Raw genomic sequence first — 25,138 nt, 5'->3', positions numbered from 1 at the left:
CATTGATTTAACTGATAGATTGAACAGGAGCGAAAGTTTTGCGGTGCAATTCAGTTGGGCCGTATGCAGCGAGAGCTTCAAGATGCTCTTTTGTCCCATAGCCTTTATTTTTTTCAAAGCCATACATGGGGTAGGTTTCGGCATAGGCGCTCATCATCCGGTCTCTTGTTACTTTCGCGATACACGCACCTGCCGCAATAGACACGCTTTTGGCATCACCTTTTATAATTGAGGACTGAGCCGTGTCGAGCGGCAGTGTCATTGCGTCAACAAGCAAATAATCAGGTGTATCTGGCAAATCCTGTATCGCTTTCACCATTGCCATCTTTGAAGCCTCATATATATTGATTTCATCAATCACAGAGGCTTCTACAATTCCTATTCCGACCGCCAGTGCTTCTTTCATAATAAGTTCGTAATATTCATCACGCTTTTTTTCTGAAAGTTTTTTGGAGTCTGTCAGCCCAAGTATTTCACATTCCTCCGGAAGAATGACTGCGCTGGCGACAACAGGTCCTGCCAATGGCCCCCGGCCGACCTCGTCAACACCTGCGATCAAGCGAAATCCTTTGTTTCTTGCCAGCCTTTCATAGGAAGTCATATTCAGCCATTGTTCTTTCAGCGCTTTTTCTTTCGCCTGCTTTTTAAGCCATTGCTCTACAAGCGTTTGAACGCTCTTTCTCGGATCGTTTACGCATTGGGCAAGAAATGGGTCTTGTCCATCCTTCACTTCCTGCAAACGGTCTTTAATGTCCTTTACGGTTAATGTATTCACTTTCTCTTCTCCCTTACTGTATGTATCGGATCGGTCAGGAAAAAATAAAGACCCGCATTTCTGCGCGCCTTTACTTAGCGGGCTGTTCAAATGACAGCCTGCCGAACTTTTCAGTGCGGATATCGCGAATGATGACTTCAGTCGTTTTATCGTAGTTAATAAGCCCTCCGCTCATGAGACAGCCGCGCTTTTCACCTATTGCATCAAACAGCTCTGCAATGTCCTCTGGGATCTCATCAAGGCTGTAACGCTCTTTAAGCCGTTCAGGATAATGTTCTTCGAGAAAACGAAGACCAAACACAGCCACGTCCTGCAGATTGAGAATTGTGTCTTTAATAGCCCCGGTGATTGCCAGCCTTAAGCCAACAAGCTCGTCTTCAAATTTAGGCCATAAAATCCCCGGTGTGTCTAAGAGCTCTAATTCTTTCCCGACTTTGACCCACTGCTGAGATGTCGTAATACCAGGTCTGTCTCCCGTTTTTGCTATGTTTTTCTTTGCCAGCCGGTTGATAAGTGTTGATTTTCCGACGTTTGGAATACCGATAATCAAAGCGCGAATTGCTCTAGGCTTCACGCCTTTCGCCCTCATCCGGTCAAATTTTTCTTGGAGGATCTCTTTTGACGCAGGCACAATTTGATTTAAGCCTTGTCCGTTTACCGAATTAATGGACAGAGATCGAATCCCCTGATTCTCAAAGTGCTGTTTCCATTGCTGCGTAACTGCCGCATCTGCTTTGTCAGCCTTGTTTAACAGCATAATTCTCGGCTTATTTTTTAGAATGTCCTCAATCATTGGGTTTCTTGATGACATAGGAATTCTGGCATCTACCAATTCATATACAATATCGATTAATTTTAATTTTTCGGTTACTTCCCTTCTTGCCTTTGCCATATGGCCCGGGAACCATTGAATTGTCATGTGACACGAACACCGCCTTTATCTCTCAGTATGCATAATTCTTTGTTGTCCTTTATGTATTTTACGATGCCTGTCCGGCATTTTCAAATTGTGTATAAAAAAAGAGCTTGTTACAGGTAACAAGCTCTTTTCGTTCGTTATCATTATCGTCTGATCTCTTTAATACGAGCCGCTTTTCCGCGAAGTTCACGCAGGTAGTAAAGCTTAGCACGGCGTACTTTACCGTAACGTACAACTTCGATTTTCGCGATTTTTGGTGTGTGTACAGGGAAAGTACGTTCAACGCCAACACCGTAAGAAATCTTACGAACTGTGAACGTTTCGCTGATTCCACCACCACGACGCTTGATCACAACACCTTCAAAGATCTGAATACGCTCACGGTTACCCTCAACAACTTTAACGTGTACACGTAAAGTGTCACCAGGACGGAACGCAGGAAGATCAGTACGAAGTTGTTCTTTTGTGATATCTTCAATTAGTTTTTGCATCGTTTTCAACTCCTTCCAACAGATGCTCTTGGCCACAAAACCCGGCACAGCGGAACATCGTTTTCAAGCTTAAAGCGGATAAGCCCGCTTAAGCCACAAGTAGTATCTTATCACAATTTCATAGTCTATGCAATAAAATCTATTCTTTTTCCCATTCAGAAATCCATTTTCTTTGCTGCTCTGTAAGCGGATAGTCTTTCAGAAGATCCGGGCGTCTTGCATAGGTTCTTCTGATCGATTCTTTATTCCGCCATTCGTTGATTTTCGCATGGTTTCCTGATAGAAGCGTTTCAGGCACTTTTAAACCTTTGTAATCCGCCGGTCTTGTATAATGCGGGTGCTCTAAAAGGCCGGTGCTGAATGAATCCTCAATATGGGAAGCCTCTTTGCCCAGCACACCCGGAAGCAGTCTAACCACACTGTCGGCAATCATCATTGCAGGGAGCTCACCGCCGGTCAGAACAAAATCGCCAATGGATATTTCATCCGTCACCAGATGCTCGCGAATGCGTTCATCGTAGCCTTCATAGTGGCCGCAAATGAACAGCAAATGCTCTTCCTTCGCTAATTGTTCGGCTTTTTTTTGGGTAAAGCGTTCACCTTGCGGGCAGACGAGAATAATACGCGGAGCAGCGGCTGCCTTTGATGTCAGGCCCTCGACCGCGTCAAAAACAGGCTGAGGCTTGAGAACCATGCCTGCCCCGCCGCCATAAGGATAATCATCAACAGTATTATGCTTGTTATCAGAATACTCCCGGAAATTTACGACTTGAAACTGCACCGCTTCTTTATCCTGCGCTTTTTGAAGAATCGATGAACCGAGCACGCCTTCAAACATTTCGGGAAACAGTGTCAAAAAGTCGATTTTCATTCGTCTATTAATCCTTCCATAAGTTCAACCTCAATTTTCTTTTCGCTGACATCGATATGTTTGACCACTGATTCAATGTAAGGAATCAGCGCGTCTTTTTTCCCTTTTCTCCCGATGACCCATACGTCATTAGCTCCAGGTGTCAAAATTTCTTTAACCTTTCCGATTAGTTGGCCGTCTTCGGTAAATACTTCACACCCAATGATTTCGTGGAAATAAAATTCTCCCGCATTCAGCTCTCCTAAATCTTCTTCAGGAACTTTAATGATCGCGTTTTTCAGTTCTTCCACTTCATTCATGCTTTGTCTTTCTTTAAACTGCAGCAAATGAAATTGTTTATGCAGTCTGTGCGTGTTCACCGTTACTTCCACGGGCTCGTTACGTCCGTCTATAAACAGATACAGCGTGTTGCCCGGCTTGTACCGTTCTTCGGCAAAATCTGTTTTCGAAATCACCCGCACTTCGCCTTTAATTCCGTGGGTATTTACGATCTTACCTACGTTAAACCATCGCTTTGTCATATCATCACCTCTGGCGAATTTCAATTACTTGTCCGTCTTTTATGACGATGGTGTTTGCCGCTGTTTTCTCATGCCAGTTATCCCCGGCTTCAATTGTCAGCAGCGCATCGACTTCCTTTTCTTTCATCTCACTGCCAAGCGGCAATGTATGTACTTGAGCAATTTGAAAATCGATTATTTTTATGTTATCTTTTCGCTTTTCTATTGCCTTTTTAAATTGTTCAATCATATCTGGATTTTGCTGTTCTTTCTCATGTTTTCTAAGCTGAAAATAGAGCTGGCTGCATTCTCGTTCAAGCATTTGTTTCTTGTCGGCAAAAGAAGCTAAAAGCTTTTCCTTGCTGCGCTCGGTTAAGACTTGCATAACGGCTACACGGTGAATAATTTGCATCGCACCAAGCTCCCCGCTTTTAAAACTTTTTGTCGCTCAGGTTTTCAATTTCACCTAAGCTTCTATCAGTTTACCCTTTTTTTGCGTGTAAAAAAAGGGGAGGTGCCGGCCCTCTCCCTTTTAGTCAAATATCTCAAATTGAACTTTCTTAGAAGACTGTGCGCCAGCTGCAAATACAGCTGTTCGAATCGCTTTTGCAGTCCGGCCTTGCTTTCCGATAACTTTACCGGTATCTGACTTATGGACAGATAAGCGCAGCGCAATCTTTTGATCGGTTTCTTCTCTTGTGATGCGAATGTCATCTGGATGATCAACAAGCGGCGTCACAATTTTGACAATCAAATCTTCCAAGTGTTGATCAGTCATTACTTGCCTTGTTTAGCGTTGTGGAATTTTTCCATGATTCCTTGGTTCGAGAACAAGTTACGAACTGTGTCAGAAGGTTTAGCTCCAGTTTGAAGCCATTTAAGAGCAAGCTCTTCATCAATTTTCACTTCTGCTGGTTTTACAACCGGATTGTAAGTTCCGACTGTTTCGATGAAACGGCCGTCACGTGGTGAACGAGAATCTGCTACAACAATACGATAGAAAGGAGATCTTTTTGATCCCATACGTTTTAAACGAATTTTTACTGCCATTTTACTAGCACCTCCGAAAATATTTCAACAAGATAGTATATTAACAATGATAAAAGTGTTTGTAAAGTGTTTTTTCTTAACAACGGTTTTATCATGTATAACCGATTACATAAAAGGTAGCTTAAACCCTTTTTTCTTGCCTTTTGACATGTTTGTCATCTGCTTCATCATTTTTTTCATTTCGTCAAACTGCTTAAGCAGACGGTTGACTTCCTGCACGGATGTCCCGCTTCCTTTCGCAATCCGCTTCCGCCGGCTGGCATTGATGATATCCGGCTGTTCTTTTTCACGAACAGTCATTGATTTAATGATTGCTTCCACATGATTCAGCTGTTTTTCATCAACTTGGATGTTTTTCAGGCCTTTCATTTTACCTGCACCCGGCATCATTTGCAGAAGCTCATCAAGCGGCCCCATGTTTCTGACCTGCCCGAGCTGCTCCAGAAAATCGTCCAATGTGAAGCTCATTGTTCTCATTTTTTGTTCCAGCTCTTTGGCTTTATCTTCATCGACGCTGGCCTGTGCTTTTTCAATCAATGTCAGCACGTCGCCCATGCCGAGAATCCTTGATGCCATGCGTTCAGGATGGAACGATTCTAGCGCATCAAGCTTTTCGCCTAAACCGGCGAACTTAATCGGCGTGTTTGTGACCGCGCGAATAGAAAGCGCAGCACCTCCGCGTGTGTCTCCATCAAGCTTAGTCAGCACAACACCGGTTAAACCGAGCTGTTCATTAAAGCTTTGGGCTACATTTACAGCGTCCTGACCGGTCATTGAATCGACAACCAGGAAGATTTCTTCCGGATTCGCGATTTCCTTCACACTGGTCAGTTCATCCATCAATTCATGGTCAATATGCAAGCGGCCTGCCGTATCCAAAATGACATAGTCATAATGTTCTTCCTTGGCTTTTTCAATAGCCTGTTTAGCTATTTCTACAGGACTGACCTGATCACCAAGTGAGAAAACAGGCATGTCAAGCTGTTTGCCAAGTGTTTCCAGCTGCTTAATGGCGGCTGGGCGGTAAATATCGGCAGCAACCAGCATCGGTTTGCGATTATGCTTTTTGCGCAGCAGATTCGCAAGCTTACCGCTTGTTGTCGTTTTACCGGCACCCTGGAGACCGACCATCATAATAACAGTCGGCGGCCTTTTCGCGGTGGCGATTTTGCTCTCTTCGCCGCCCATCAGCTCAGTCAGTTCCTCTTTAACAACTTTAATGACCTGCTGGCCGGGCGTCAGACTTTTCATGACGTCTTGGCCTACAGCGCGTTCACTTACTTTCTTGACAAAATCCTTGACTACTTTAAAGTTAACGTCAGCCTCAAGCAGCGCAAGACGAACCTCACGCATCATATCTTTTACATCTTGTTCACTGACTTTCCCTTTTCCGCGGATTTTGGAAATCGTCTGCTGCAGTCGGTCGGCTAATCCTTCAAATGCCATAGTTTGCCGCCTCCTAATCTAATTTCTCAAGCGCTTCAATCAGAGCTGTAAGTTCTTCCTCTTCTTTTGAACCGGAAGCAAGCTCCTTCAGCTTATTAAACATCTCTTTACGCTCCTGAAACTTTTTCAAAAGGAGCAGCTTTTCTTCATATTGTTCAAGCATCGCTTCTGTTCGTTTGATGTTATCATAAACAGCTTGTCTTGAAACCTCATATTCTTCGGCTATTTCGCCTAGGGAGAAATCGTCCAAATAATAAAGCGACATATAGCTCTTCTGTTTTGACGTCAACAACGACTGATAAAAATCAAACAGATAATTCATTCTCGTTGTCTTTTCGAGTGACATTTGAGCTCTCCCCTTTGTTAAGTCAAATCCCTTTACGATAACTTAGTTTACACGGTTTTACGGAGACTGTCAAGTTTTTATCTTGTCATAGCAATGATTATTTTTTCCAAAATACACTAAATATCACCCAATTTATTCCGATATTGTATATGAACCCTATTTAAAAGGAGGATTTTTCATGAAAAAAATCGGTTTATTGTTTATGCTGTGCTTGGCAGCTGTGTTTACAATCATTGTCCCAGCACAACAAGCAGACGCTGCTGAGGCGCCTTATAAGGCTACAATCACAAATATCAGCACAGATGGAGGGGTTTACGGTAAAATCAATTACGGTCAAGGTCAATTTTGGCGAGTGAAGTACAATATCACCATAAGCGGCAAATTGCTCGACCAAAACGGACAGCCGGTGCCAAACGCTCCAGTAAGATTTGAAGCAGATACGAAAGTCGGAAATACAACAAAAACAGCTTCAGGAACAACCGATGAAAACGGAACGTTTGAGGTTCCAATGTATTTGGGACCAGCTGCTGGGTACTATACGTATTACACATCTGTTTCCGTTCATTACTATGACATCATCCCTTTTAGAGCTTATTCAGGAGATTCGAGACTGGTATCCACTGATAACAGCCTTTATCATTTCGCCTATCAAGTAAGAAGATAATAAAAGAAAAAGGCCTTTTTAGGGGCCTTTTTCTTAATCCTCGGCTTTCTCAACTAAATCTGAAAACAGGCCGTATACATACGATTCAGCGTTAAATCCCTGGAGATCATCAACTTTTTCACCTAACCCGACTAGTTTAACCGGGATGTGAAGCTCGTTGCGGATCGCAAGGACAATACCGCCTTTTGCCGTACCGTCAAGCTTCGTTAAAGCAATGCCTGTAACGTTTGTTGCTTTAGAAAACTCTTTCGCCTGCGCCATCGCGTTTTGTCCGGTTGTGGCATCAAGAGCAAGCAGCACCTCATGCGGCGCTTCAGGCACTTCTCTTTCGATGACGCGCTTCACTTTTTCAAGCTCTTTCATCAGGTTTACTTTGTTTTGGAGACGCCCTGCTGTATCACAGATTAATATATCAGCGTTTCTTGCTTTCGCAGCATGGACAGCATCATAGATAACAGCCGCAGGATCGCTTCCGGCCGTCTGCTTAATGACAGGCACTCCCGTACGCTCTCCCCATACTTCCAGCTGTTCAATGGCGCCCGCTCTAAATGTGTCTCCGGCAGCAAGTACGACAGATTTCCCTTCTTGCTTCAATTTATGGGCAAGCTTTCCGATTGTTGTCGTTTTGCCGACTCCGTTTACACCTACCAGAAGGATGACATTTAAACGCCCATCCTGAATGTTCAACTCAGAAATTTGCTCATCTCCGCTGTTATAAATCTCGACCAGTTTCTCAGAAATAACAGACTGGACTTCCATCGGATCTTGAATATTTCTGCGTTTCACTTCTGTTTTCAGCTCATCTATTAATTCCATAACGGTTGTAAAGCCGACATCCGCGCTGATAAGAACCTCTTCAAGTTCTTCAAAGAAATCCTCATCCACTTTACGGTAACGGGATACAAGATCATTCACTTTGGTTTGAAAGGAGTTTCTTGTTTTTTCAAGGCCATCCTTAAACTTTTCAGATACGGAATCTGTCTGTTTTGTGATTTTCTCTTTTAATTTTTTAAAAAAGCTCATCTTTTACCCTCTTTCCTCGTTACTGTACGAATTCTTTTGTTTCTTCCAGCTTAACTGAAATTACCTTTGAAACACCGGATTCCTGCATGGTTACGCCGTATAGCACATCCGCTTCCTCCATCGTCCCTTTTCTGTGGGTAATCACGATAAACTGGGTATCGCTGCTGTATTTTTTTAAATACTGCGCAAATCGGAAGACATTCGCTTCGTCAAGCGCAGCCTCTACTTCGTCAAGGACGCAAAACGGCACAGGACGAACCTTTAAGATTGAGAATAAGAGCGCTATAGCAGTAAGCGCACGCTCTCCGCCTGACAGAAGGTTTAAGTTTTGCAATTTTTTCCCCGGCGGCTGTGCGATAATCTCGACTCCTGAGTGAAGCAGATCGTTCGGATCGGTGAGCCTTAGTTCAGCTCGTCCTCCTCCGAATAAGGAACGGAAGACTTGATCAAAATGTGAGCGGATTTGGACGAATGTGTCGTTAAAGCGTTTCGTCATTTCTTCATCCATTTCTTCAATCACTTGGAACAAGGTATTTTTCGCTTCTGTCAAATCTTCTTTTTGTTCTGACAGAAACTTATACCGTTCGTTGACCCTCTCAAACTCATCTATGCTTCCGAGGTTTACAGCACCCAGCTCTTCGATTGCGAGTTTAATCAGCTTCACGCGCTTTCTGGCTTCCTCTGGATCTGCTTCAAGCTGATATGTCTCTTTTGCCCCCTCAAAGGACAAGCTGTATTCCTCCCGCAAGTACTGAAGCAAATTATCAAGCTCAACTTCCATCCGGCCCAGTTTGACCTCTTCATCTTTTAAGAGCGTTGTTTTTTGTTTATACAGCCGTTTCATTTCTTTCAGCTCACGCTCATACGTATCAAGCCCATGCTGAAGCTTGATACGCTGGTCGCGTCTTAACGCAATCAGTTCGATCGTTTTCGTTTTGTCATTCAATTTATGTTTTGCAGCTTCTTCAAGCTTTTCTTCGCCGCTGGAGCTTGATGACATCTCTGACGTTAAGAAGCTCAAGTCTTCTTTCGCTTCTTTTAACGCAAACTCTGTTTCTGCGAGCTCTTTCTTTAGTCTGTCAAGGTTGTCCTCTTCACCCTGGCATGCCTGCTCTTTTTTGGCCGCTGTGATCTTCAGCTCGGTAAGCTCATTGGAGAGAGACTCTTTCGTTGTTGATTGCGTTTGTTTTTGTTTTGTCAGTCTGTCCATGTCCTCTTCAAGCTGCTTCATCTTTTCGGATACGGCAGAAAGCTCTTCTTCCAGCTTGCGTTTGCGCGTTTTCTTCTCTTCATCGCTTTCTAACAGAGCGGATTTTTCTTGATCATAGAGCTCTAAATGGGTGTTGATATTTTTTTCGGCAACTTGAAGTTCGTACAGCTGGCCTTTTACATCCTGCTGCTTTAATCTCAAGCTTTCCCCTGTTTCTCTTAAATCAGCCAGTTTATTCTCTATATCCTGAAGGGATTGCTTAAGTGTTTTGACTTCTTGTTCAAGCAGTGCTGTTTTCTCTTCCATTTCAATGAGCCGTTTGCTCACATCTTCAAGCTCACGGCTTCTTCCAAGCAGCGAGTTATTTTTCTTTTTAACCGCTCCGCCCGTCATTGAACCACCCGGATTCACGACATCTCCCTCAAGGGTTACGATGCGGTACCGGTGGCCGAGAAGCTTCGCAAGCTCATTTGCCCCCTTTAAATCCTCTGTGATCAGCACGGTTCCAAGAAGATTCTGGATGATGCGCCGATACGCAGGATCAAATGTGACAAGTTCACTGGCAACCCCGAGAAATGACGAATGCTGCGCTGCTGTTTCCGCGTCCCGGCTTTGAAGCTGGCGGTCTCTGATGACAGAAAGAGGCAGAAACGTCGCCCGGCCGAAGGAATTCTGTTTTAAATATTGAATCGCTTTGCGGGCAGACTGTTCATCGTCGGTCACGACATGCTGGGCAGAAGCGCCGAGCGCAATTTCAATGGCCGTTTCATACTTTCGGTCTGTTGACATCAGCTCAAGGACCGCTCCGCGAATCCCGCCAAGGCGCTCCTTCACTTTCAGCACTTCTTTAACACCTTGATAAAAGCCGGAGAAATCACCCTGCATCGTCTCAAGCATGTCCTTTTTCGATCTCGCTTGCTGAACGTATTGGTATGCCTGATACAAAGCGGATTCATTTTTTTCGTATTGGCGCTTTTTCTGCTCATATTTTGTCTGCATGTCACGATATGCGCCGACTTGGCTGTGCATCTCCTGCTCAATTCGGGCAAACTCCGTTTCACATGCGGCTTTTCGCGCAGAAATATCGCGCCGTTCCTGAAGATGCTTTTCATTGTTGTCTGCAAGCCTCTGTAATGTGACAGCGGATTGGGACATCTGGTCATCCAGCAGCTGGAGCTCGTTGCGTATCGAAGCCTGGCTGTTTAACAGCTCAAAGTAATCGCTTTTCAGCTGCTCGATCTTCTCTTCGACATTTTCATTGTGAAGACTGAGAGCCTGTTGCTTTTCTTTTACCTGAGCTCTTAACTGTTTCACCTCTGCCTGAAGCGTTTCGAAGACAGCTTCCTGCTTCGCAAGCTCTTCTTTCAGCACCGTTTCTTTTTGCTGAAACTGAACGATGGCTTCTTCCAGCTGTTCTTGGTTTTGCACAGCGTTTTTCTTGCGTTCTTTCAGGACTTCTTTACGGCCTTCAAGCTTTTCCAGCTCTTCACTCGTCACCAATAAGACCTGCTGGAGCTCATCTACTGATTCATCCAGCGCTTGAATTTTGTCTCTCGCATCTTCAATTTTCGCTTCTTTCGCAGAAATTGCAGACGATTCAGCGAGCTCTTCTTCCTTTGCGAGCTGCACTTTCTCTTTAAGCGTTGACCATTTGCCATGCAGCTCTTCGATATCATAGGCAGTCAGCGCAATTTCAACATGCTCCAGCTCTTTCTTTTTCTCCAGATAGTCTTTCGCGATTGAAGCTTGAATTTTAAGGGGTTCAACCTGTCCTTCAAGCTCATGTAATATATCTTCTACCCGGTTTAAATTGTCCTGTGTCTCAAACAGTTTATTTTCTGCTTTTTTCTTTCTCGTTTTATATTTAAGCACCCCGGCGGCTTCTTCAAAGATACTGCGGCGATCCTCCGCTTTGCTGCTCAGGATCTCTTCCACTTTCCCTTGGCTGATAATAGAAAATGCTTCTTTACCTAGACCAGAGTCCATAAATAAATCAATAATATCTTTTAAGCGGCACTGCTGATTGTTAATCAGAAACTCACTCTCGCCTGATCTGTATACACGTCTTGTAACACTGACCTCATGGAAGTCAATCGGCAAGAAATGATCATCATTATCAAGAGTAAGTGTAACTTCAGCTAGGTTTAATCGCTTTCTCGAATCACTGCCGGCAAAAATGATATCTTCCATTTTTCCGCCGCGAAGAGACCGTGCCGATTGCTCTCCAAGAACCCAGCGAATGGCATCTGTAATATTGCTTTTTCCGCTCCCGTTTGGACCGACAACCGCTGTAACGCCTTTTACAAAATCTACGGAAATCCGTTCTGCAAACGATTTAAATCCTATAACGTCTAAGCGTTTGAGGAACATAGCGATCCTCCTTATGTAATAAGTATTTCAATTCTATCATAAAACATGGATGAAATAAGACGGCATACATACTGAAATCCCCCTGAATGATAAGGGGGATTTTATTGTCTCGTATGGTGTTTTTGCAATTTAGCTAAAGCTTCCTGAGCAGCGTGCTGTTCGGCTTCTTTCTTTGAACGGCCGTTTCCGACTCCGAGTGGTTCACCTTTTAGAGATACGATGGCTTCAAATTCACGGTTGTGCGCAGGCCCTTTTTCGTTGGAGATTTTATACTCCAGAGAGCCTTTGCCGTCCCGCTGCACGTATTCCTGCAGCTGGCTTTTGAAATCCATCACATGAGAAAAAGCACCATCGTTAATTTTAGGGAACACATAGACTTTTAAGAAACTTTCGACCGGCTCTAATCCCTGATCAAGATACAAGGCTCCGATAAATGCCTCAAAAACATCCGCCAATAGAGCGGGACGCTTTCTTCCGCCTGTCATTTCCTCACCTTTACCCAATAGGACAAGGTCGCCGAATGACAGTTCGTGAGCCAATGAAACGAGAGACGGTTCGCATACAATCGCGGCTCTCAATTTCGTCAAATCTCCTTCACTCATAGCCGGGTACTTGGCAAATAAGAATCTGGAGATGGTCAGTTCCAAAACAGCGTCACCTAAAAATTCAAGCCTTTCATTATCTTCATACGGCTTTTTCCGATGCTCATTCACATAAGATGAATGTGTAAATGCTTGATACAAAAGCTTTTCATTTTGAAAGTGAACCGAAATCCGTTCTTGAAACTCTTTAAATTGTTCTACTTTTTTATAGAACTTTTTTTTATCTTTATAATGTGAGTGTTTTGACATAGTAACCTCCATAGGCACATCAGGTTCACCGCGCTTCTCTGACTAAACCGGATACAGCGCGCGTAAAAGCGGCATGCTGTAATAACTGCACGAATAAAGGGCTAAAGCCCCGCGTTTCGGCGGGACTTTTAGCATCAGCTTATTGCTGGTTTTGTATGTAGTTCACAGCGTCGCCGACTGTTGCAATCTTTTCAGCATCTTCGTCAGAAATTTCCATATCAAACTCGTCTTCAAGTTCCATAACAAGCTCAACTACATCTAGGGAATCAGCACCTAAGTCTTCCTTGAAAGAAGCTTCAAGTTTGACGTCTGCTTCATCAACGCCAAGGCGATCTACGATGATTTTCGTTACACGCTCTAATGTATCTGCCATAGCAATTCACCTCCCCTCAAGTATTATAGTGGATTCGTTTTTAAAAAACTAGAGAAACTATGATGAAATTTTCGAGAAAAAAACTTACATCACCATTCCGCCGTCAATATGAAGCGTTTGGCCTGTCATATAACGAGCTCCCTCAGAAGCAAGGAACGTGACAACGCTGCTGACGTCGCCAGGTTCGCCAAATCGCGCGAGCGGAATTTGTTTCAGCATTTCGTCTTGAACATCTTTTGTTAGCTTATCTGTCATATCAGTTGAGATAAATCCAGGCGCAATCGCATTTACCGTAATATTGCGGCTTGCGAGCTCTTTGGCAGAAGATTTTGTTAAACCGATCACGCCGGCTTTTGCGGCCACGTAGTTTGCTTGTCCAGGATTTCCACTGACACCTACGATAGACGACACGTTAATAATACGGCCTGAACGCTGTTTCATCATTTGTCTTGTAACAGCTTTCGTGCAGTTGAAAACACCCTTTAAGTTAATGTTAATGACGTCATCCCATTCATCTTCTTTCATTCTCATGATGAGATTGTCTCTTGTAATTCCGGCGTTATTAACTAAAATGTCAATCGCAGAAAAAACAGACAGCGTTTCTTTTATCATGTTTTGTACATCTTCGGGATTTGATACATCCGCTTTGACAGCAATTGCTTTTCTGCCCAATGATTTGATTTCATCGACTACTTCATTAGCTTTCGCTTCATTGCCGGAGTAGTTCACGACAACGTTTGCGCCGCTTTTTGCCAAGTCAAGGGCGATTGAGCGGCCGATTCCGCGGGATGCGCCAGTGACAATAGCTGTTTTGTCATTAAGCATTTTCATTCTCCTCCTTAAGCGTTTGAATTGCCAGCTCGATCGTTTCCGGATCTGATACAGCAATTGTTTTTAAGCGTCTGTTTACTTTTTTCACAAGGCCTGAAAGCACTTTTCCGGGGCCGATTTCAATAAAAGTCGTAACACCCTCTGCAATCAGCTTGTTAATGCTTTCCTCAAAACGAACCGGAGAGTAGAGCTGCTCAATGAGCTTCTCTTTGATTTCTGCTTTATCAGTCATGACATTAGCAGAAACGTTTGAGATGACCGGAACGTCAGCGTCATTTATGTCACAGGAGTCCAATACTTCTTTCAGCTTTTCAGCTGCTGGCTTCATTAGTTCAGAATGGAACGGGCCGCTTACTTCAAGCGGAATCGCACGTTTTGCACCGTTCTCTTTTGCCCGTTCAGATGCAAGCTCTACCCCTTTAGCTGTTCCGGAAATGACGATTTGTCCGGGGCAGTTGAGATTCGCAAGCTGGACAAGGCGACCTTCCTCCGTCACTTTATCGGTTACTTGCTTTAATGTTTCAGCATCCATGCCGAGAATCGCAGCCATGGCTCCTTCGCCAGCCGGCACTGCTTCATTCATAAACTCTCCGCGTTTTCTGACGGTATAAACAGCATCTTTGAAAGACAGTGCGCCAGACGCAACCAGTGCGGAATATTCACCAAGGCTGTGTCCTGCTGTAAAATCAGGTGTAATGCCTGATTCTTTAAATTTTTCAAGAACAGCAATGCTTGTCGTCAGCAAAGCAGGCTGTGCATTATATGTAAGTGTTAATTCTTCAGTATCACCTTCAAAAATCAGCGAACTGAGTTTTGTTTCCAATGTTTCATCCGCTTCATCAAAGAGACGCTTTGCAGCAGGGACCTGCTCATAAAGCTCTTTCCCCATGCCGATAAATTGTGATCCCTGACCCGGGAATAAAAATGCAATCTTACTCATGATGTAAAAACCTCCAGACTACTCATCTGTTTTTTCTTCTTTTACTTCTTCCTGAATGAGCGCAGCCACATTTTGGCTGACCATCTCTCTTGCTTGACGAATCGCGTGAAATACAGCATTAGAATCTGAAGAGCCGTGCGCCTTGATCACAGGGGCTTTTAAGCCAAATAGACTTGCTCCGCCATAATTCGAATACTCCATTTTCATTTTCATGTCTTTCATCTTCGGCTTCAGCACAGCTGCCGCGAGCTTTGATGTTAAATTAGACGTCATGACTTCCTTCATCATTTTAAAAATAGACAACGCAGAACCTTCCAGCGTTTTGAGTGTAACATTCCCGGTAAAGCCGTCTGTTACTACAACATCCGCCACATCATCTAAAAGGTCTCGCGCTTCCACGTTTCCGATAAAATGTATATTAGCTGTTTCTTTTAATAATTGAAACGTCTGCTTCGTCAGTTCGTTTCCTTTTTTATCTTCTGTTCCGACATTTAAAAGCCCGACTCTCGGTGAAGTGACACCGCGTACTTGCTGAGAATAAACAGAACCCATGATGGCATATTGGGCGAGGTGCTCCGGCTTGGCATCGACATTGGCGCCGACATCAAGGAGAAGAAATCCATCTCCTGAAATGGTCGGAAGCGTCGGGGCAAGCGCCGGACGGTCAATCCCTTTAATTCTGCCGACAATAAACAGACCGGCTGTCATTAACGCGCCGGTATTTCCTGCTGATATGCAGGCGTCAGCTCTGTTTTCCGCAACTTCCTGCGCCATAAGGACCATAGATGAGTTCTTTTTTCTTCGCACAGCGCGGACCGGTTCATCCGTAGGCTCAATCACTTCATCTGCGTGCAGCACCGTGATGCGATCTGGTGTTGTTGTTAAATGTGATTCTATCGTTGTTTTGTCACCGACAAGTGTGATATGGAGATCATCAAATGCCTCTATACCCTTTAAAACTCCGTCAATAACAGCTTTGGGAGCGTGGTCTCCTCCCATTGCATCTACAGCTATTCTCATGCATGCTCCACCTTTATAATTGTTTTGAACGGTACATGTCAAAATGTCCAGAAAAAACAATTTCTTCGCCAACATAGCTGTTCACTTCGACAACTGTTCTTCCTTTTTCTTTTTCGACCGCCGTCACTTTCGCTTTCGCTACAACACGTTCTCCCTGCTTTACCTGTCTTGTAAAGCGGATGTCTGCGCTTGCAGTCAGTGCCAGCTCGTCATCAATAACGGCCACAGCCAAAGAATTCGCCTGTGCAAACAAATGGTGTCCTCTCGCAATTTGATTCCGGCTGAACACATGCTCCTGTTTGATTTCTAAAATGGATATCGCCTGATCATCCAGCTCAAGGTCAATAATTTCTCCGATAACTTCGTCCAGTGACAGGGATTTCACTTCATCTTCAAGCGTTTTCTCTGCAACGTTCTTAATTCTTTCTCTCAGCTCCGGTATCGATAGCTCTAAGCGGTCCAAACGAATTGTCTGGATGCTCACCCCGAATTTACCCGCTAATTCTTCATCTGTAATAAAGGGGGTTGCTTGTATCGTCTGCTGAAGTAATTCCTGGCGTTCTCTCTTATTTCTTCTCATGTCTAAACACCATCCGGACAATTAAGACTAGGTACTAATAGTAGTATATAATTTCATAGATTGGAATGCAACGATTGTTTCTTGCTGAACACCGAAAACTTCTGGTAACTAGCTTAATTTTTCCCCGTCCATTGCTCCGCTCGTCAGTAATCGCTCTCTCAGCACACCGTATTCCGGCTCGTTCCAGAACGCGTCAGAAGCCACAAGATTCGCAGCATCCTGCCTTGCCGTTTCAAGCGCTCTGTAATCATGAACCATGTCCGCCACCTTGAATTCAGGCATTCCGCTTTGTTTTTTACCGAAGAAATCTCCCGGGCCTCTCAGTTCCAGGTCCTTTTCAGACAACTCGAAGCCGTCATTGGTCTCGGACATAATTCTCATCCGCTCTTTCCCTGTTTCTGATTTAGGATCGGCCATCAGAATGCAAAACGATTGATGCTCTCCCCGTCCGACACGGCCGCGCAGCTGGTGAAGCTGTGACAGTCCGAAACGGTCGGCGTCATAAATCACCATAATGGTTGCATTTGGAACATTCACGCCAACCTCAACAACAGTGGTTGATACGAGGATTTGACAGTGATTCGCACTAAACTCTCTCATGACCTGATCTTTTTCATCGGAATGCAGCTTTCCGTGCATCAGGCCGACATTCCATTTCCCTTGGAAAATGTCAGAAAGCATATTGTACACATCAATAGCGTTTTGCACATCAAGTTTGTCTGATTCTTCAATCAGCGGGCAGATGATATAAGCCTGTCTGCCCTGTTTTAATTCTTTTTCGACGAATGCCAAAATACGATCCAGCATGTCATGTTTTACCCAATAGGTTTCGATCTGTTTTCGTCCCGCCGGCATTTCATCAATGACAGATACATCCATTTCACCGAACACTGTGATGGCTAACGTTCTTGGGATTGGAGTGGCTGTCATAAAAAGAACATCGGGATCCTGCCCTTTGTTCCGAAGTTTTTTACGTTGCTCAACTCCAAATCGGTGCTGTTCATCTGTAATGACGAGACTCAACGCCTTAAACTCCACCTCATCCTGAATTAAAGCGTGGGTTCCTACAAGAATATCAATCTCTCCCGCGGCAAGACGCTCAAGCAGTTCTCTTCGCCGCTTCCCTTTGACAGAGCTTGTCAAAAGGGCGACGCTGACATTCCACTTTTCAAATAGTGAAACGAGCGAATCAGCATGCTGCTCGGCCAGAATTTCTGTCGGCACCATGAGCGCCCCCTGGTATCCGGACAGGATCGCAGCATACAACCCAATGGCCGCGACTGCCGTTTTTCCTGATCCGACGTCTCCTTGAAGAAGACGGTTCATTCTGTATGGAGAAGACATGTCTGCTGTTATTTCGCGAAGCACGCGCGACTGGGCGTTAGTGAGAGGAAACGGAAGGCTATTGATAAATCTCATGAGTTCTTCGTTTGAAAAACGCTGCCGTATCCCTTGAGTCTGCTCTCTTTCCGCCTTTCGGAACGCCTGCATTTTCAACTGAAACAACAAAAATTCCTCATAAACAAACCGGCGTCTTGCAAGCGTTAACGCTTCTCTTGTTTCAGGCTGATGCATCATTTTTAACGCCTGCTGATAGTCCGGCAGCTTATAGCGTGTTTTTAGCTTTTCCGGAAGAGGATCCGGAAGCGAGTCTGCATACTGGGTCAGCGCCTGCTGAATAAAGCGTCTCATCATTTTGACGGTAACATTTTCTTTCACAGAATACACTGGTTCAATGCTTTTATCCTCTTGGTGCGGCCCGTTTTTCAACTCCTGAACAGAGATGGTTTGGCGGTGCTTGTCCCATTTACCGGAAATCGTCACGACAGAGCCCAGCGAAAGCTTTTTCTTCAAATAAGGCCGGTTAAAACATACGGCAGTGATTAAATAGCGGCCGACAAGAAGCCTGAATGTCAGCCTGTTTCGTTTTTTTCCGTAATAGGTAAGAGAAGGCTCTGAATGAACCTTCCCTTCGACTGTGACTCTCTCGTCATGCTTCACTTCTTCTAAATCCCTCAGCTCGTAGTCATCATAGCGATAAGGGAAATAATTCAGAAGATCAGAAGTGTCATAAATACCGAGTTCATGTAATGTTTTTTCTGTTTCCGGCCCAATGCCCTTAATGTTAGCTATACTAGTTTGCTGATGTTGTTTCACGTGAACCTAGCGCTCCTCCGAAAATTTTTTTCTCTAATTCTCTGCCAGTCGGTGTTGCTGCTAAACCGCCCTGACCTGTTTCTCTAAGCGCAGTGGGCATCGTTTGGCCAATTTTATACATGGCATCAATAACCTCATCACATGGAATGCGGCTTGTAATGCCCGCCAATGCCATATCAGCAGCAATCATCGCATTTGACGCGCCCATCGCATTCCGTTTCACACACGGCACTTCAACAAGCCCCGCTACAGGATCGCACACGAGCCCGAGCATATTTTTTAATGTAATGGCCATGGCCTCCGCGCTTTGTTCGGGTGTTCCTCCTGCCATTTCAACAATAGCCGCAGCCGCCATGCCTGAGGCTGATCCAACTTCTGCCTGACACCCTCCTGCGGCGCCGGAAATACTTGCGTTATTGGCCACGACAAATCCGAAAGCGCCGGACGTAAACAAAAAGCGGATCATTTGTTCTCTTGTTGGGTTCAGCTTTTCTTTTACAGCAAATAATGTGCCTGGCACCACACCAGCAGAACCAGCAGTCGGTGTCGCACAGATGGTACCCATGGCTGCATTTACTTCATTTGTTGCAACAGCTTTCGATACAGCATCTAAAATCAGCGGGCCAGACAGGCTTTTGCCTGACCGAATGTAGGCCTGCAATTTAACGGCATCCCCGCCTGTTAAGCCTGTTTGGCTCGTAACTCCCTCGAGTCCTTTCTGAACCGCTGCTTCCATAACAGACAGGTTGTGATCCATCTGCTGAAAAATCTCTTCTTTTGTTTTTTCTGTTACTTCCATCTCTTGAGCGATCATCACATCAGAGATGGATATTTGCTTTTCTTTTGTAATCTCTAATAATTCCTTTACATTACGAAACATAACTGGCTCCTCCTGACCTTTCGCTAGTCAGCAATCTTTGTCACTTGAATAATATTCGGCAGCTTCGACAGTTCGTCGAGAACATGCTCATCGATATTTTGATCAACCTCTATTGTCATCAGCGCAAGCTGGCCGATATCCTTTCGGGCTACTTCCATATGGCCTACGTTGATTGAAAATTTCGCCAGGACATTGGCAACACCGGCAATCGTGCCAAACTTGTCATTATGAACAACTAATATGGCCGGGTGATTTCCTGACAGCCGTAGTTCAAAACCGTTTAATTCTGTGATTTCAATCTTTCCTCCGCCAATCGAAATACCCGTCAGCTCAAGCTCTCCCTTTTCATCAGATATGGTGATTTTGGCTGTATTCGGATGGACGGGGACAGCGTCTTCAACCCGAAACTCTATATCAATTCCTTTATCTTCTGCAATTTGTATAGCGGTTTTAATTCGTTCGTCGAATGTGTCAAAATCCAGCAATCCGCCGATAATCGCGACATCTGTGCCGTGGCCTTTATACGTTTCCGCAAAAGAGCCGTAAAAGGATACGATGATGCGCTCAGGCTCTCTGCCAAATAAACTTCTGGCCACTCTCCCGATTCTCGCCGCTCCCGCCGTATGCGAGCTGGACGGACCAATCATAACGGGTCCGATAATATCAAAAACGCTTCTGTATTTCATGCTATTCCTCCTTATGAACCAGAGCTTATAAGCGCTTTGCTTCTAGACTAATTGATCATATATAAAATGGCAAGCGGGCGCGTCACAGCGCTGCCGCACTTAAAAGCAGACATAAGAATAGAAGGGCGAATCGCCCTTCTATTCTGCAGAAACTATATACGAATACAGCGGCTGTTTTCCGTTGTGGATCTCAACTTCAATCTCCTCGTACTTTTCACTTAGGAACGCTTCAAGCTCCTCAGCTTCTTCCTGAGACGCATCCTCACCATATAGGATGGTGACAATTTCGTCGTCTTCTCCGATCATTTCTGACAGCAGCATTTTCGCGGCTGACAGCTGATCTTCAGCAGTGCCGATAATCGTGCCATTCAGAATTCCCATAAAGTCGCCTTTTTTAATGTCTTTGCCGTCAATATGGGTATCTCTGACTGAGTACGTCACCTGCCCGCTTTTTACTTGCTGAATGGCGCTGAGCATATTGGCTTCGTTCGCTTCAGCTTCTTGATCCGGATTAAATGCCAGCAGGGCCGACATCCCTTGCGGAACCGTTTTGGCAGGAATGACAAAAACCTGTTCACCCATTACACTAGCCGCTTGATTAGCCGCCATGATGATGTTGGAGTTATTCGGTAAGATAAACACTGTTTCCGCATTTACAGATTTCACGGCATCGACAATATCCTCAGTGCTCGGGTTCATGGTCTGCCCGCCTTCAATCACAACAGAAGCGCCGATGCTTTTGAATAAATCGGAAATACCTTCTCCCATCGCCACAGTCACAATGCCATACGGCTGTTTTGCCGGCGGTTTTTCGTTGTCAGCAGGTTTGCTTTCCTGGCTGATGAGGGAGGTATGCTGCTCTCTCATATTTTCTATTTTAATTTTGATCAATTCACCGTAATGCTGGGCATAATTTAATACGTTTCCCGGTTCTTCCGCATGAATATGAACCTTCGCCAGCGATTCATCCGCAATGACTAACAGAGAATCACCGAACTGGCTGAGATCTTGTCTGAACGTGCCTTCGTCGAATTCTCGTTTTGCCTGATCGAGTCTAACCATCACTTCCGTACAAAAACCAAATTCAATATCTTCGGTATTCATCACGCTTTGCGCGCTCTTATGATGCTCTGCGCTGACCATGTCGTCAAGTGACGGAAGAACAGCTTTTTGAGGCACAGCCTCACCTTTTAATGAAGCAAGGAAACCTTCATACACACAAAGCAGGCCTTTGCCGCCGCTGTCGACGACTCCTACTTCCTTCAGGACAGGAAGCAATTCAGGGGTCCGGTTTAAAGACGCTTCTGCTTCTTCAGTCACTGCAGTCATCAGCGCTGTGATATCGGTTTCTTTTTCTGCCAGAGCCATCACTTTTTTCGCAGCGTCTTTTGCAACTGTTAAAATGGTGCCCTCTACAGGTTTCATGACAGCTTTATAAGCCATGTCAACACCCGCTTGCAGCGCAGCGGCAAACTCTTGTGCATTTATTTCTTTTTTTGATTCAATGCTTTTACTGAATCCACGGAACAATTGGGACAGGATCACTCCTGAATTTCCGCGTGCTCCCATGAGCAGTCCTTTAGATAACGCAGAGCCTACCTTACCGATATCATCCGTATCCATTTGCTCCACTTCTCTTGCTCCGGAAGTCATTGACAGGTTCATGTTTGTTCCCGTATCGCCGTCCGGCACCGGAAACACGTTCAGCGCATCAACTGCACTCGCGTTTTGAGACAGATTCTGCGCTCCCGCGAGAATCATCCCGGCAAAAGTTCTGCCGTCTAATGTTCTAATAGACAATCCTACTCCTCCTAACTACGGGTTCGTCACTCGGACGCCTTGGACATAAATATTAACAGAGTCCACTGCCAGTCCGATGGTTTGATTTACTGTGTACTTTACTTTTGTTTGGATATTATGTGCCACTTCAGAAATTTTCGTGCCATAGCTGACAATGATATACATATCAATATGTATCTGTTCTCCTTCTTGGCGAACTTGGACACCTCTGCTGAAATTCTCTTTCCGAAGGATTTCAGTCAGTCCGTCTTTAATCTGATTTTTAGAGGCCATACCGACAATGCCGTAACAGTCAATCGCCGCGCCACCTGCAACCATCGCAATGACTTCATTAGATATATCAATCTGCCCGTACTTCGTTCTTAATTCAATGGACACACTAGTTCCTCCTTCGAATGCATAGAGTTACAGCTATTCTACTATATGGTTTCCATTATGAAAAGAAAAGACCCGGCTGTCGCTGCCTGTCCCTCTACATATACTATAGCACCGCTGTTTCCGCAAGATGTCAAGTGAATTTTCTTGAAAGATGTTGAAACAATAGTTGCAAACGTTTTTTAGCTGTGGTAAATTATTTAAAGTATCCATATCGAAAGCATCTAAGATTATATGAAATGTTAAAAAGTAGATGTTTTGTGCAAGTGAGGAGGGAAACAAATGGCACGTAAATGCGTTATCACAGGTAAAAAAACAACAGCTGGGAATAACCGTTCTCACGCAATGAACGCTTCTAAGCGCACTTGGGGCGCGAATCTTCAAAAGGTTCGTATCCTTGTGAACGGAAAACCTAAAAAAGTATATGTATCTGCTCGAGCTTTAAAATCAGGTAAAGTTGAGCGTGTATAACAAAATGAACGCCTGCCCCGATATGTGGCAGGCGTTTTTATGTGGTGAAAGAGGGCTTTGAACCCCTGGGCTTTAATCTTTTCTGAATGAGCCCAGCATCGCCCGGACAATTCCTCCTAAAAACTTCGGCAATTTAATGGTGTAAAATTTCATTTTTTGTCCCCTCCTATAACGTACCGTAACCGCCTGTTCATTGATCTTAGCAAATGAATGAAAGCACATGCTAATCCGTGCTTCTTATCATTATTAATATGCCTTTTGCAAACGAAAAAGTACCTCGTGAATGAATGAGTTCGTTACTAATACATAGTGTTGAACCGAGCGTAATATGACATTTATTTAGCGGATATTTAAAACCGTTCAGTGTCAGCTCATGTATTTCTTCGGAAAACGGTATGAAGGAGATATATCGCTTGTTTTCATCCTTCTCCATATCATATTCACCAGGAGGGAACATTTGAATATGATTTTGTTTGTCTATCAGCCTAATTTTTATATTCGTTTTTACACCTCTGTACAGAAGCTGAATATTTCCTAAAAAATGATCAGCTCTGCCGCCTGTAATGCCGAAAATCTGAATCATATCAGGCTGCTTTTCCAGCGCCCAATCAAGGGCGAGGTCCAAATCTGTCTGATCTTTTTCTGATTGATACACATGGAGTGCGGAAGCCGCTTTTTCAATTCGGCGGCGTTCTTGCTCTGTTATGCTGTCAAAATCTCCAAAAGCTTCATCAGGAATGATACCGGCATCCAAAAGATTGACGGTGCCTTTGTCAACACCGATCCAAAGTACGTCCTCAGCCGTAGCCGTATAGCCAGTTAGATCGGGAATGAGATCTTTAGGGCCTCCCGCAACGATATTGATTGTCTTCATCTTTGATTCCTTTCTCTGATACAGGAAAAAGAGCTTAGGCGTTGTATGCCCAGCTCTTTTTTTGCTTTTTATTTACTTCCTCTGATTTCAGAAATCGCTTTTTTACGGTCAGGCTGGCCGTAAACAGCTGAACCGGCAACGAGTAAATTTGCGCCCGCTTCAATAACTAGCGGAGCGGTTTCTTTGTTGACGCCGCCGTCTACTTCAATCAACAGATCTTTTTTTCCTCTTTCATCCGCCATTCGCTTAACTTCTTTTATTTTAGAAAGGACGGAATGAATAAATTTCTGCCCGCCAAATCCCGGGTTCACCGTCATTAAAAGAACAAGATCGAGGTCGTCGAAAACATGCTCGATGACCTGTACAGGTGTATGCGGGTTCAGAACAACACCGGCCTTTGTGCCTTGCTCTTTAATAAGCTGGATGGTACGGTGCAGATGCGGACATGCCTCAACATGTACAGACAGGATATCTGCGCCCGCTTTAGCGAAAGCAGGGATGTAACGATCCGGCTCCTCTATCATTAAATGAACATCAAGCGGCAAATCTGTTACCGGCCGTACAGCTTCTACAATCAGCGGACCGATCGTGATATTGGGGACAAAATGCCCGTCCATGACATCAATGTGAATACAATCGGCTCCGCCCTTTTCTACATCTTTAATCTCATTGCCTAAAGCGGCAAAATCAGCGGAAAGAATAGATGGTGCAACCTTTATCATTATGCTAATACCTCGGCTTTCTGTCTTTAATCTCCGTCATAAATTCAACATAATGGTCGTAGCGGTACTGCTTTAATTCCCCGTCTTCAACAGCTTGTTTCACTGCACATTTCGGTTCTTTTAGATGTAAGCAGCCTCTAAATTTGCATGAAGAGCTTTTTTCTCTGATATCAGGGAAGGTATAGCCCAGCTCTTCTTCCTCAATGTCTGTAAATTCAAGCGAGCTGAATCCCGGCGTATCCGCAACCAAGCCTCCGGACGTATGAATCAGCTCTACGTGGCGGGTAGTGTGTTTCCCGCGGCCCAAATGTTCGGAAATCTCGTTTGTTCTTAAACCGAGCTCCGGACTGATTGCGTTGAGGAGCGAGGATTTTCCAACACCGGACTGACCCGCAAACACCGTTGTTTTGTCCTTAAAATGCGGGATGATATCCACCAAAGTGTCTTGGTCCTTAGAGGAGGTGAGATACACGTCATAACCAATATTCCGATAGTCTTCTGCATAGGCTTGTATCGTATCTTTTGTATCTTGATCTTCAATCAGATCCATTTTTGTAACGCATATAATTAGCTGAATATCATTAGCCTCAACGAGAACCAGGAAGCGGTCGAGCAATGCCGTGCTGAAAGAAGGCTGAACCGCTGAGAAAACAAGGACCGCTTGATCAACGTTGCAAATTGGCGGCCTGATCAGCTCATTGGTTCTTTCTTTAATTTCTAACAAATATCCCTCTTTGTCATTTTCAGCCTGATACACAACGTAATCGCCGACGAGAGGGGTAATTTTGTTCTTTCTGAAAATGCCTCTTCCTCTGCATTGTACCACTTTATCTGAATCCTCTGATTCATCCAGTACATAGTAAAAGCCGCTAAGCGCCTTAATAATTTTGCCCTCAGGCATATTTTCCCTCCT

29 protein-coding genes are annotated in these 25,138 nt (G+C 44.5%); 2 read left to right on the top strand and 27 right to left on the bottom strand.

All coding sequences use genetic code 11. The features are described 5' to 3' along the window. Positions 1 to 7: 7 nt before the first annotated feature. From rnhB to ABZM97_RS08780, 10 genes are all read right to left on the bottom strand, one after another. A complete protein-coding gene (gene rnhB, locus ABZM97_RS08825; RefSeq protein WP_087992237.1) occupies positions 8 to 775 on the bottom strand; it encodes a ribonuclease HII in 768 nt (255 codons plus the stop codon). 70 nt (positions 776 to 845) lie between these two features. Then, positions 846 to 1,694, bottom strand: coding sequence for a ribosome biogenesis GTPase YlqF (gene ylqF, locus ABZM97_RS08820; protein ID WP_148961838.1), 849 nt, complete (start codon positions 1,692 to 1,694; stop codon positions 846 to 848). A gap of 143 nt (positions 1,695 to 1,837) precedes the next feature. Beyond that, positions 1,838 to 2,185 (bottom strand): 50S ribosomal protein L19, encoded by a 348-nt coding sequence (rplS, locus tag ABZM97_RS08815; RefSeq protein WP_003220825.1) that lies wholly within the window; start codon positions 2,183 to 2,185, stop codon positions 1,838 to 1,840. Between the two features lie 139 nt (positions 2,186 to 2,324). After that, the gene (gene trmD, locus ABZM97_RS08810) at positions 2,325 to 3,056 is read right to left on the bottom strand and encodes a tRNA (guanosine(37)-N1)-methyltransferase TrmD (RefSeq protein ID WP_367387393.1); all 732 of its coding nucleotides are present in this window, start codon (positions 3,054 to 3,056) and stop codon (positions 2,325 to 2,327) included. Beyond that, positions 3,053 to 3,577 carry a ribosome maturation factor RimM gene (gene rimM, locus ABZM97_RS08805; RefSeq protein ID WP_087992073.1) on the bottom strand — a complete coding sequence of 175 codons (525 nt, stop codon included), beginning with the start codon at positions 3,575 to 3,577 and terminating at the stop codon, positions 3,053 to 3,055. Before rimM ends, trmD begins: the two co-directional genes overlap by 4 nt. 4 nt (positions 3,578 to 3,581) lie before the next feature. Continuing rightward, entirely contained in the window at positions 3,582 to 3,968 is a 387-nt protein-coding gene (locus ABZM97_RS08800) for a YlqD family protein (protein WP_087992074.1), read from the bottom strand. 120 nt (positions 3,969 to 4,088) lie between these two features. Further along, entirely contained in the window at positions 4,089 to 4,334 is a 246-nt protein-coding gene (locus ABZM97_RS08795; RefSeq protein ID WP_087992075.1) for a KH domain-containing protein, read from the bottom strand. Continuing rightward, positions 4,334 to 4,606, bottom strand: a complete 273-nt coding sequence (gene rpsP, locus ABZM97_RS08790) for a 30S ribosomal protein S16 (RefSeq protein ID WP_010788590.1) — start codon at positions 4,604 to 4,606, stop codon at positions 4,334 to 4,336. Before rpsP ends, ABZM97_RS08795 begins: the two co-directional genes overlap by 1 nt. A gap of 105 nt (positions 4,607 to 4,711) precedes the next feature. Beyond that, positions 4,712 to 6,052, bottom strand: coding sequence for a signal recognition particle protein (gene ffh, locus ABZM97_RS08785; RefSeq protein WP_087992076.1), 1,341 nt, complete (start codon positions 6,050 to 6,052; stop codon positions 4,712 to 4,714). A 13-nt stretch (positions 6,053 to 6,065) separates the two neighbouring features. After that, a complete protein-coding gene (locus tag ABZM97_RS08780; RefSeq protein WP_087992077.1) occupies positions 6,066 to 6,398 on the bottom strand; it encodes a putative DNA-binding protein in 333 nt (110 codons plus the stop codon). A 178-nt stretch (positions 6,399 to 6,576) separates the two neighbouring features. Here ABZM97_RS08780 and ABZM97_RS08775 point away from each other — a divergent pair, with 178 nt between their 5' ends. Further along, complete coding sequence (locus tag ABZM97_RS08775; protein WP_148961842.1) at positions 6,577 to 7,062, top strand: Ig-like domain-containing protein; 486 nt, start codon at positions 6,577 to 6,579, stop codon at positions 7,060 to 7,062. Between the two features lie 33 nt (positions 7,063 to 7,095). Here the strand turns inward: ABZM97_RS08775 and ftsY are convergent, their stop codons facing one another. The 13 genes from ftsY to ABZM97_RS08710 all read right to left on the bottom strand — a co-directional run bounded on the left by ftsY (position 7,096) and on the right by ABZM97_RS08710 (position 22,161). Beyond that, positions 7,096 to 8,085, bottom strand: a complete 990-nt coding sequence (gene ftsY / locus ABZM97_RS08770) for a signal recognition particle-docking protein FtsY (RefSeq protein ID WP_367387392.1) — start codon at positions 8,083 to 8,085, stop codon at positions 7,096 to 7,098. Between the two features lie 19 nt (positions 8,086 to 8,104). Then, positions 8,105 to 11,665: a chromosome segregation protein SMC gene (smc, locus tag ABZM97_RS08765; RefSeq protein ID WP_087992080.1), complete on the bottom strand. Its 3,561-nt coding sequence runs from the start codon at positions 11,663 to 11,665 to the stop codon at positions 8,105 to 8,107. Positions 11,666 to 11,766: 101 nt separating this feature from the next. Beyond that, a complete protein-coding gene (gene rncS, locus ABZM97_RS08760) occupies positions 11,767 to 12,516 on the bottom strand; it encodes a ribonuclease III (RefSeq protein WP_014113767.1) in 750 nt (249 codons plus the stop codon). 139 nt (positions 12,517 to 12,655) lie between these two features. Further along, entirely contained in the window at positions 12,656 to 12,889 is a 234-nt protein-coding gene (acpP, locus tag ABZM97_RS08755) for an acyl carrier protein (RefSeq protein ID WP_003154310.1), read from the bottom strand. A gap of 84 nt (positions 12,890 to 12,973) precedes the next feature. Next, positions 12,974 to 13,714 carry a 3-oxoacyl-[acyl-carrier-protein] reductase gene (gene fabG / locus ABZM97_RS08750; RefSeq protein WP_087992081.1) on the bottom strand — a complete coding sequence of 247 codons (741 nt, stop codon included), beginning with the start codon at positions 13,712 to 13,714 and terminating at the stop codon, positions 12,974 to 12,976. After that, positions 13,707 to 14,660 carry an ACP S-malonyltransferase gene (fabD, locus tag ABZM97_RS08745; protein ID WP_202327687.1) on the bottom strand — a complete coding sequence of 318 codons (954 nt, stop codon included), beginning with the start codon at positions 14,658 to 14,660 and terminating at the stop codon, positions 13,707 to 13,709. The genes fabG and fabD overlap by 8 nt, the downstream gene beginning before the upstream one ends. Positions 14,661 to 14,678: 18 nt before the next feature. Next, positions 14,679 to 15,680, bottom strand: coding sequence for a phosphate acyltransferase PlsX (gene plsX, locus ABZM97_RS08740; protein WP_087992083.1), 1,002 nt, complete (start codon positions 15,678 to 15,680; stop codon positions 14,679 to 14,681). A 13-nt stretch (positions 15,681 to 15,693) separates the two neighbouring features. Then, positions 15,694 to 16,260, bottom strand: a complete 567-nt coding sequence (gene fapR, locus ABZM97_RS08735; protein ID WP_087992084.1) for a transcription factor FapR — start codon at positions 16,258 to 16,260, stop codon at positions 15,694 to 15,696. 108 nt (positions 16,261 to 16,368) lie between these two features. Beyond that, the gene (recG, locus tag ABZM97_RS08730) at positions 16,369 to 18,417 is read right to left on the bottom strand and encodes an ATP-dependent DNA helicase RecG (protein WP_087992085.1); all 2,049 of its coding nucleotides are present in this window, start codon (positions 18,415 to 18,417) and stop codon (positions 16,369 to 16,371) included. Beyond that, positions 18,395 to 19,297 (bottom strand): L-serine ammonia-lyase, iron-sulfur-dependent, subunit alpha, encoded by a 903-nt coding sequence (sdaAA, locus tag ABZM97_RS08725; protein WP_202327688.1) that lies wholly within the window; start codon positions 19,295 to 19,297, stop codon positions 18,395 to 18,397. Before sdaAA ends, recG begins: the two co-directional genes overlap by 23 nt. 23 nt (positions 19,298 to 19,320) lie before the next feature. Beyond that, on the bottom strand, positions 19,321 to 19,983 hold the full coding sequence (gene sdaAB / locus ABZM97_RS08720; protein WP_087992087.1) for an L-serine ammonia-lyase, iron-sulfur-dependent subunit beta: 663 nt from the start codon (positions 19,981 to 19,983) through the stop codon (positions 19,321 to 19,323). Positions 19,984 to 20,121: 138 nt separating this feature from the next. Then, positions 20,122 to 21,783 carry a DAK2 domain-containing protein gene (locus ABZM97_RS08715; RefSeq protein ID WP_087992088.1) on the bottom strand — a complete coding sequence of 554 codons (1,662 nt, stop codon included), beginning with the start codon at positions 21,781 to 21,783 and terminating at the stop codon, positions 20,122 to 20,124. A 15-nt stretch (positions 21,784 to 21,798) separates the two neighbouring features. Next, positions 21,799 to 22,161 (bottom strand): Asp23/Gls24 family envelope stress response protein, encoded by a 363-nt coding sequence (locus tag ABZM97_RS08710; RefSeq protein ID WP_087992089.1) that lies wholly within the window; start codon positions 22,159 to 22,161, stop codon positions 21,799 to 21,801. 279 nt (positions 22,162 to 22,440) lie between these two features. Between ABZM97_RS08710 and rpmB the strand changes: the two genes are divergently transcribed. Next, positions 22,441 to 22,629 carry a 50S ribosomal protein L28 gene (rpmB, locus tag ABZM97_RS08705; RefSeq protein WP_003221548.1) on the top strand — a complete coding sequence of 63 codons (189 nt, stop codon included), beginning with the start codon at positions 22,441 to 22,443 and terminating at the stop codon, positions 22,627 to 22,629. A gap of 72 nt (positions 22,630 to 22,701) precedes the next feature. Here rpmB and spoVM read toward each other — a convergent pair whose 3' ends face one another. The 4 genes from spoVM to rsgA form a co-directional block, all read right to left on the bottom strand. Beyond that, positions 22,702 to 22,782 carry a stage V sporulation protein SpoVM gene (gene spoVM / locus ABZM97_RS08700; protein WP_003221545.1) on the bottom strand — a complete coding sequence of 27 codons (81 nt, stop codon included), beginning with the start codon at positions 22,780 to 22,782 and terminating at the stop codon, positions 22,702 to 22,704. A gap of 70 nt (positions 22,783 to 22,852) precedes the next feature. Continuing rightward, a complete protein-coding gene (locus tag ABZM97_RS08695; protein ID WP_367387391.1) occupies positions 22,853 to 23,503 on the bottom strand; it encodes a thiamine diphosphokinase in 651 nt (216 codons plus the stop codon). 68 nt (positions 23,504 to 23,571) lie between these two features. Further along, entirely contained in the window at positions 23,572 to 24,225 is a 654-nt protein-coding gene (rpe, locus tag ABZM97_RS08690) for a ribulose-phosphate 3-epimerase (RefSeq protein WP_202327689.1), read from the bottom strand. A 4-nt stretch (positions 24,226 to 24,229) separates the two neighbouring features. After that, complete coding sequence (gene rsgA / locus ABZM97_RS08685) at positions 24,230 to 25,126, bottom strand: ribosome small subunit-dependent GTPase A (RefSeq protein WP_367387390.1); 897 nt, start codon at positions 25,124 to 25,126, stop codon at positions 24,230 to 24,232. Between the last annotated feature and the right edge of the window lie 12 nt (positions 25,127 to 25,138).

The sequence above is a fragment of the Bacillus vallismortis genome (assembly GCF_040784915.1).
Lineage (GTDB): Bacteria > Bacillota > Bacilli > Bacillales > Bacillaceae > Bacillus > Bacillus subtilis_G.
This window is presented reverse-complemented; position numbering and strand designations above follow the sequence as displayed.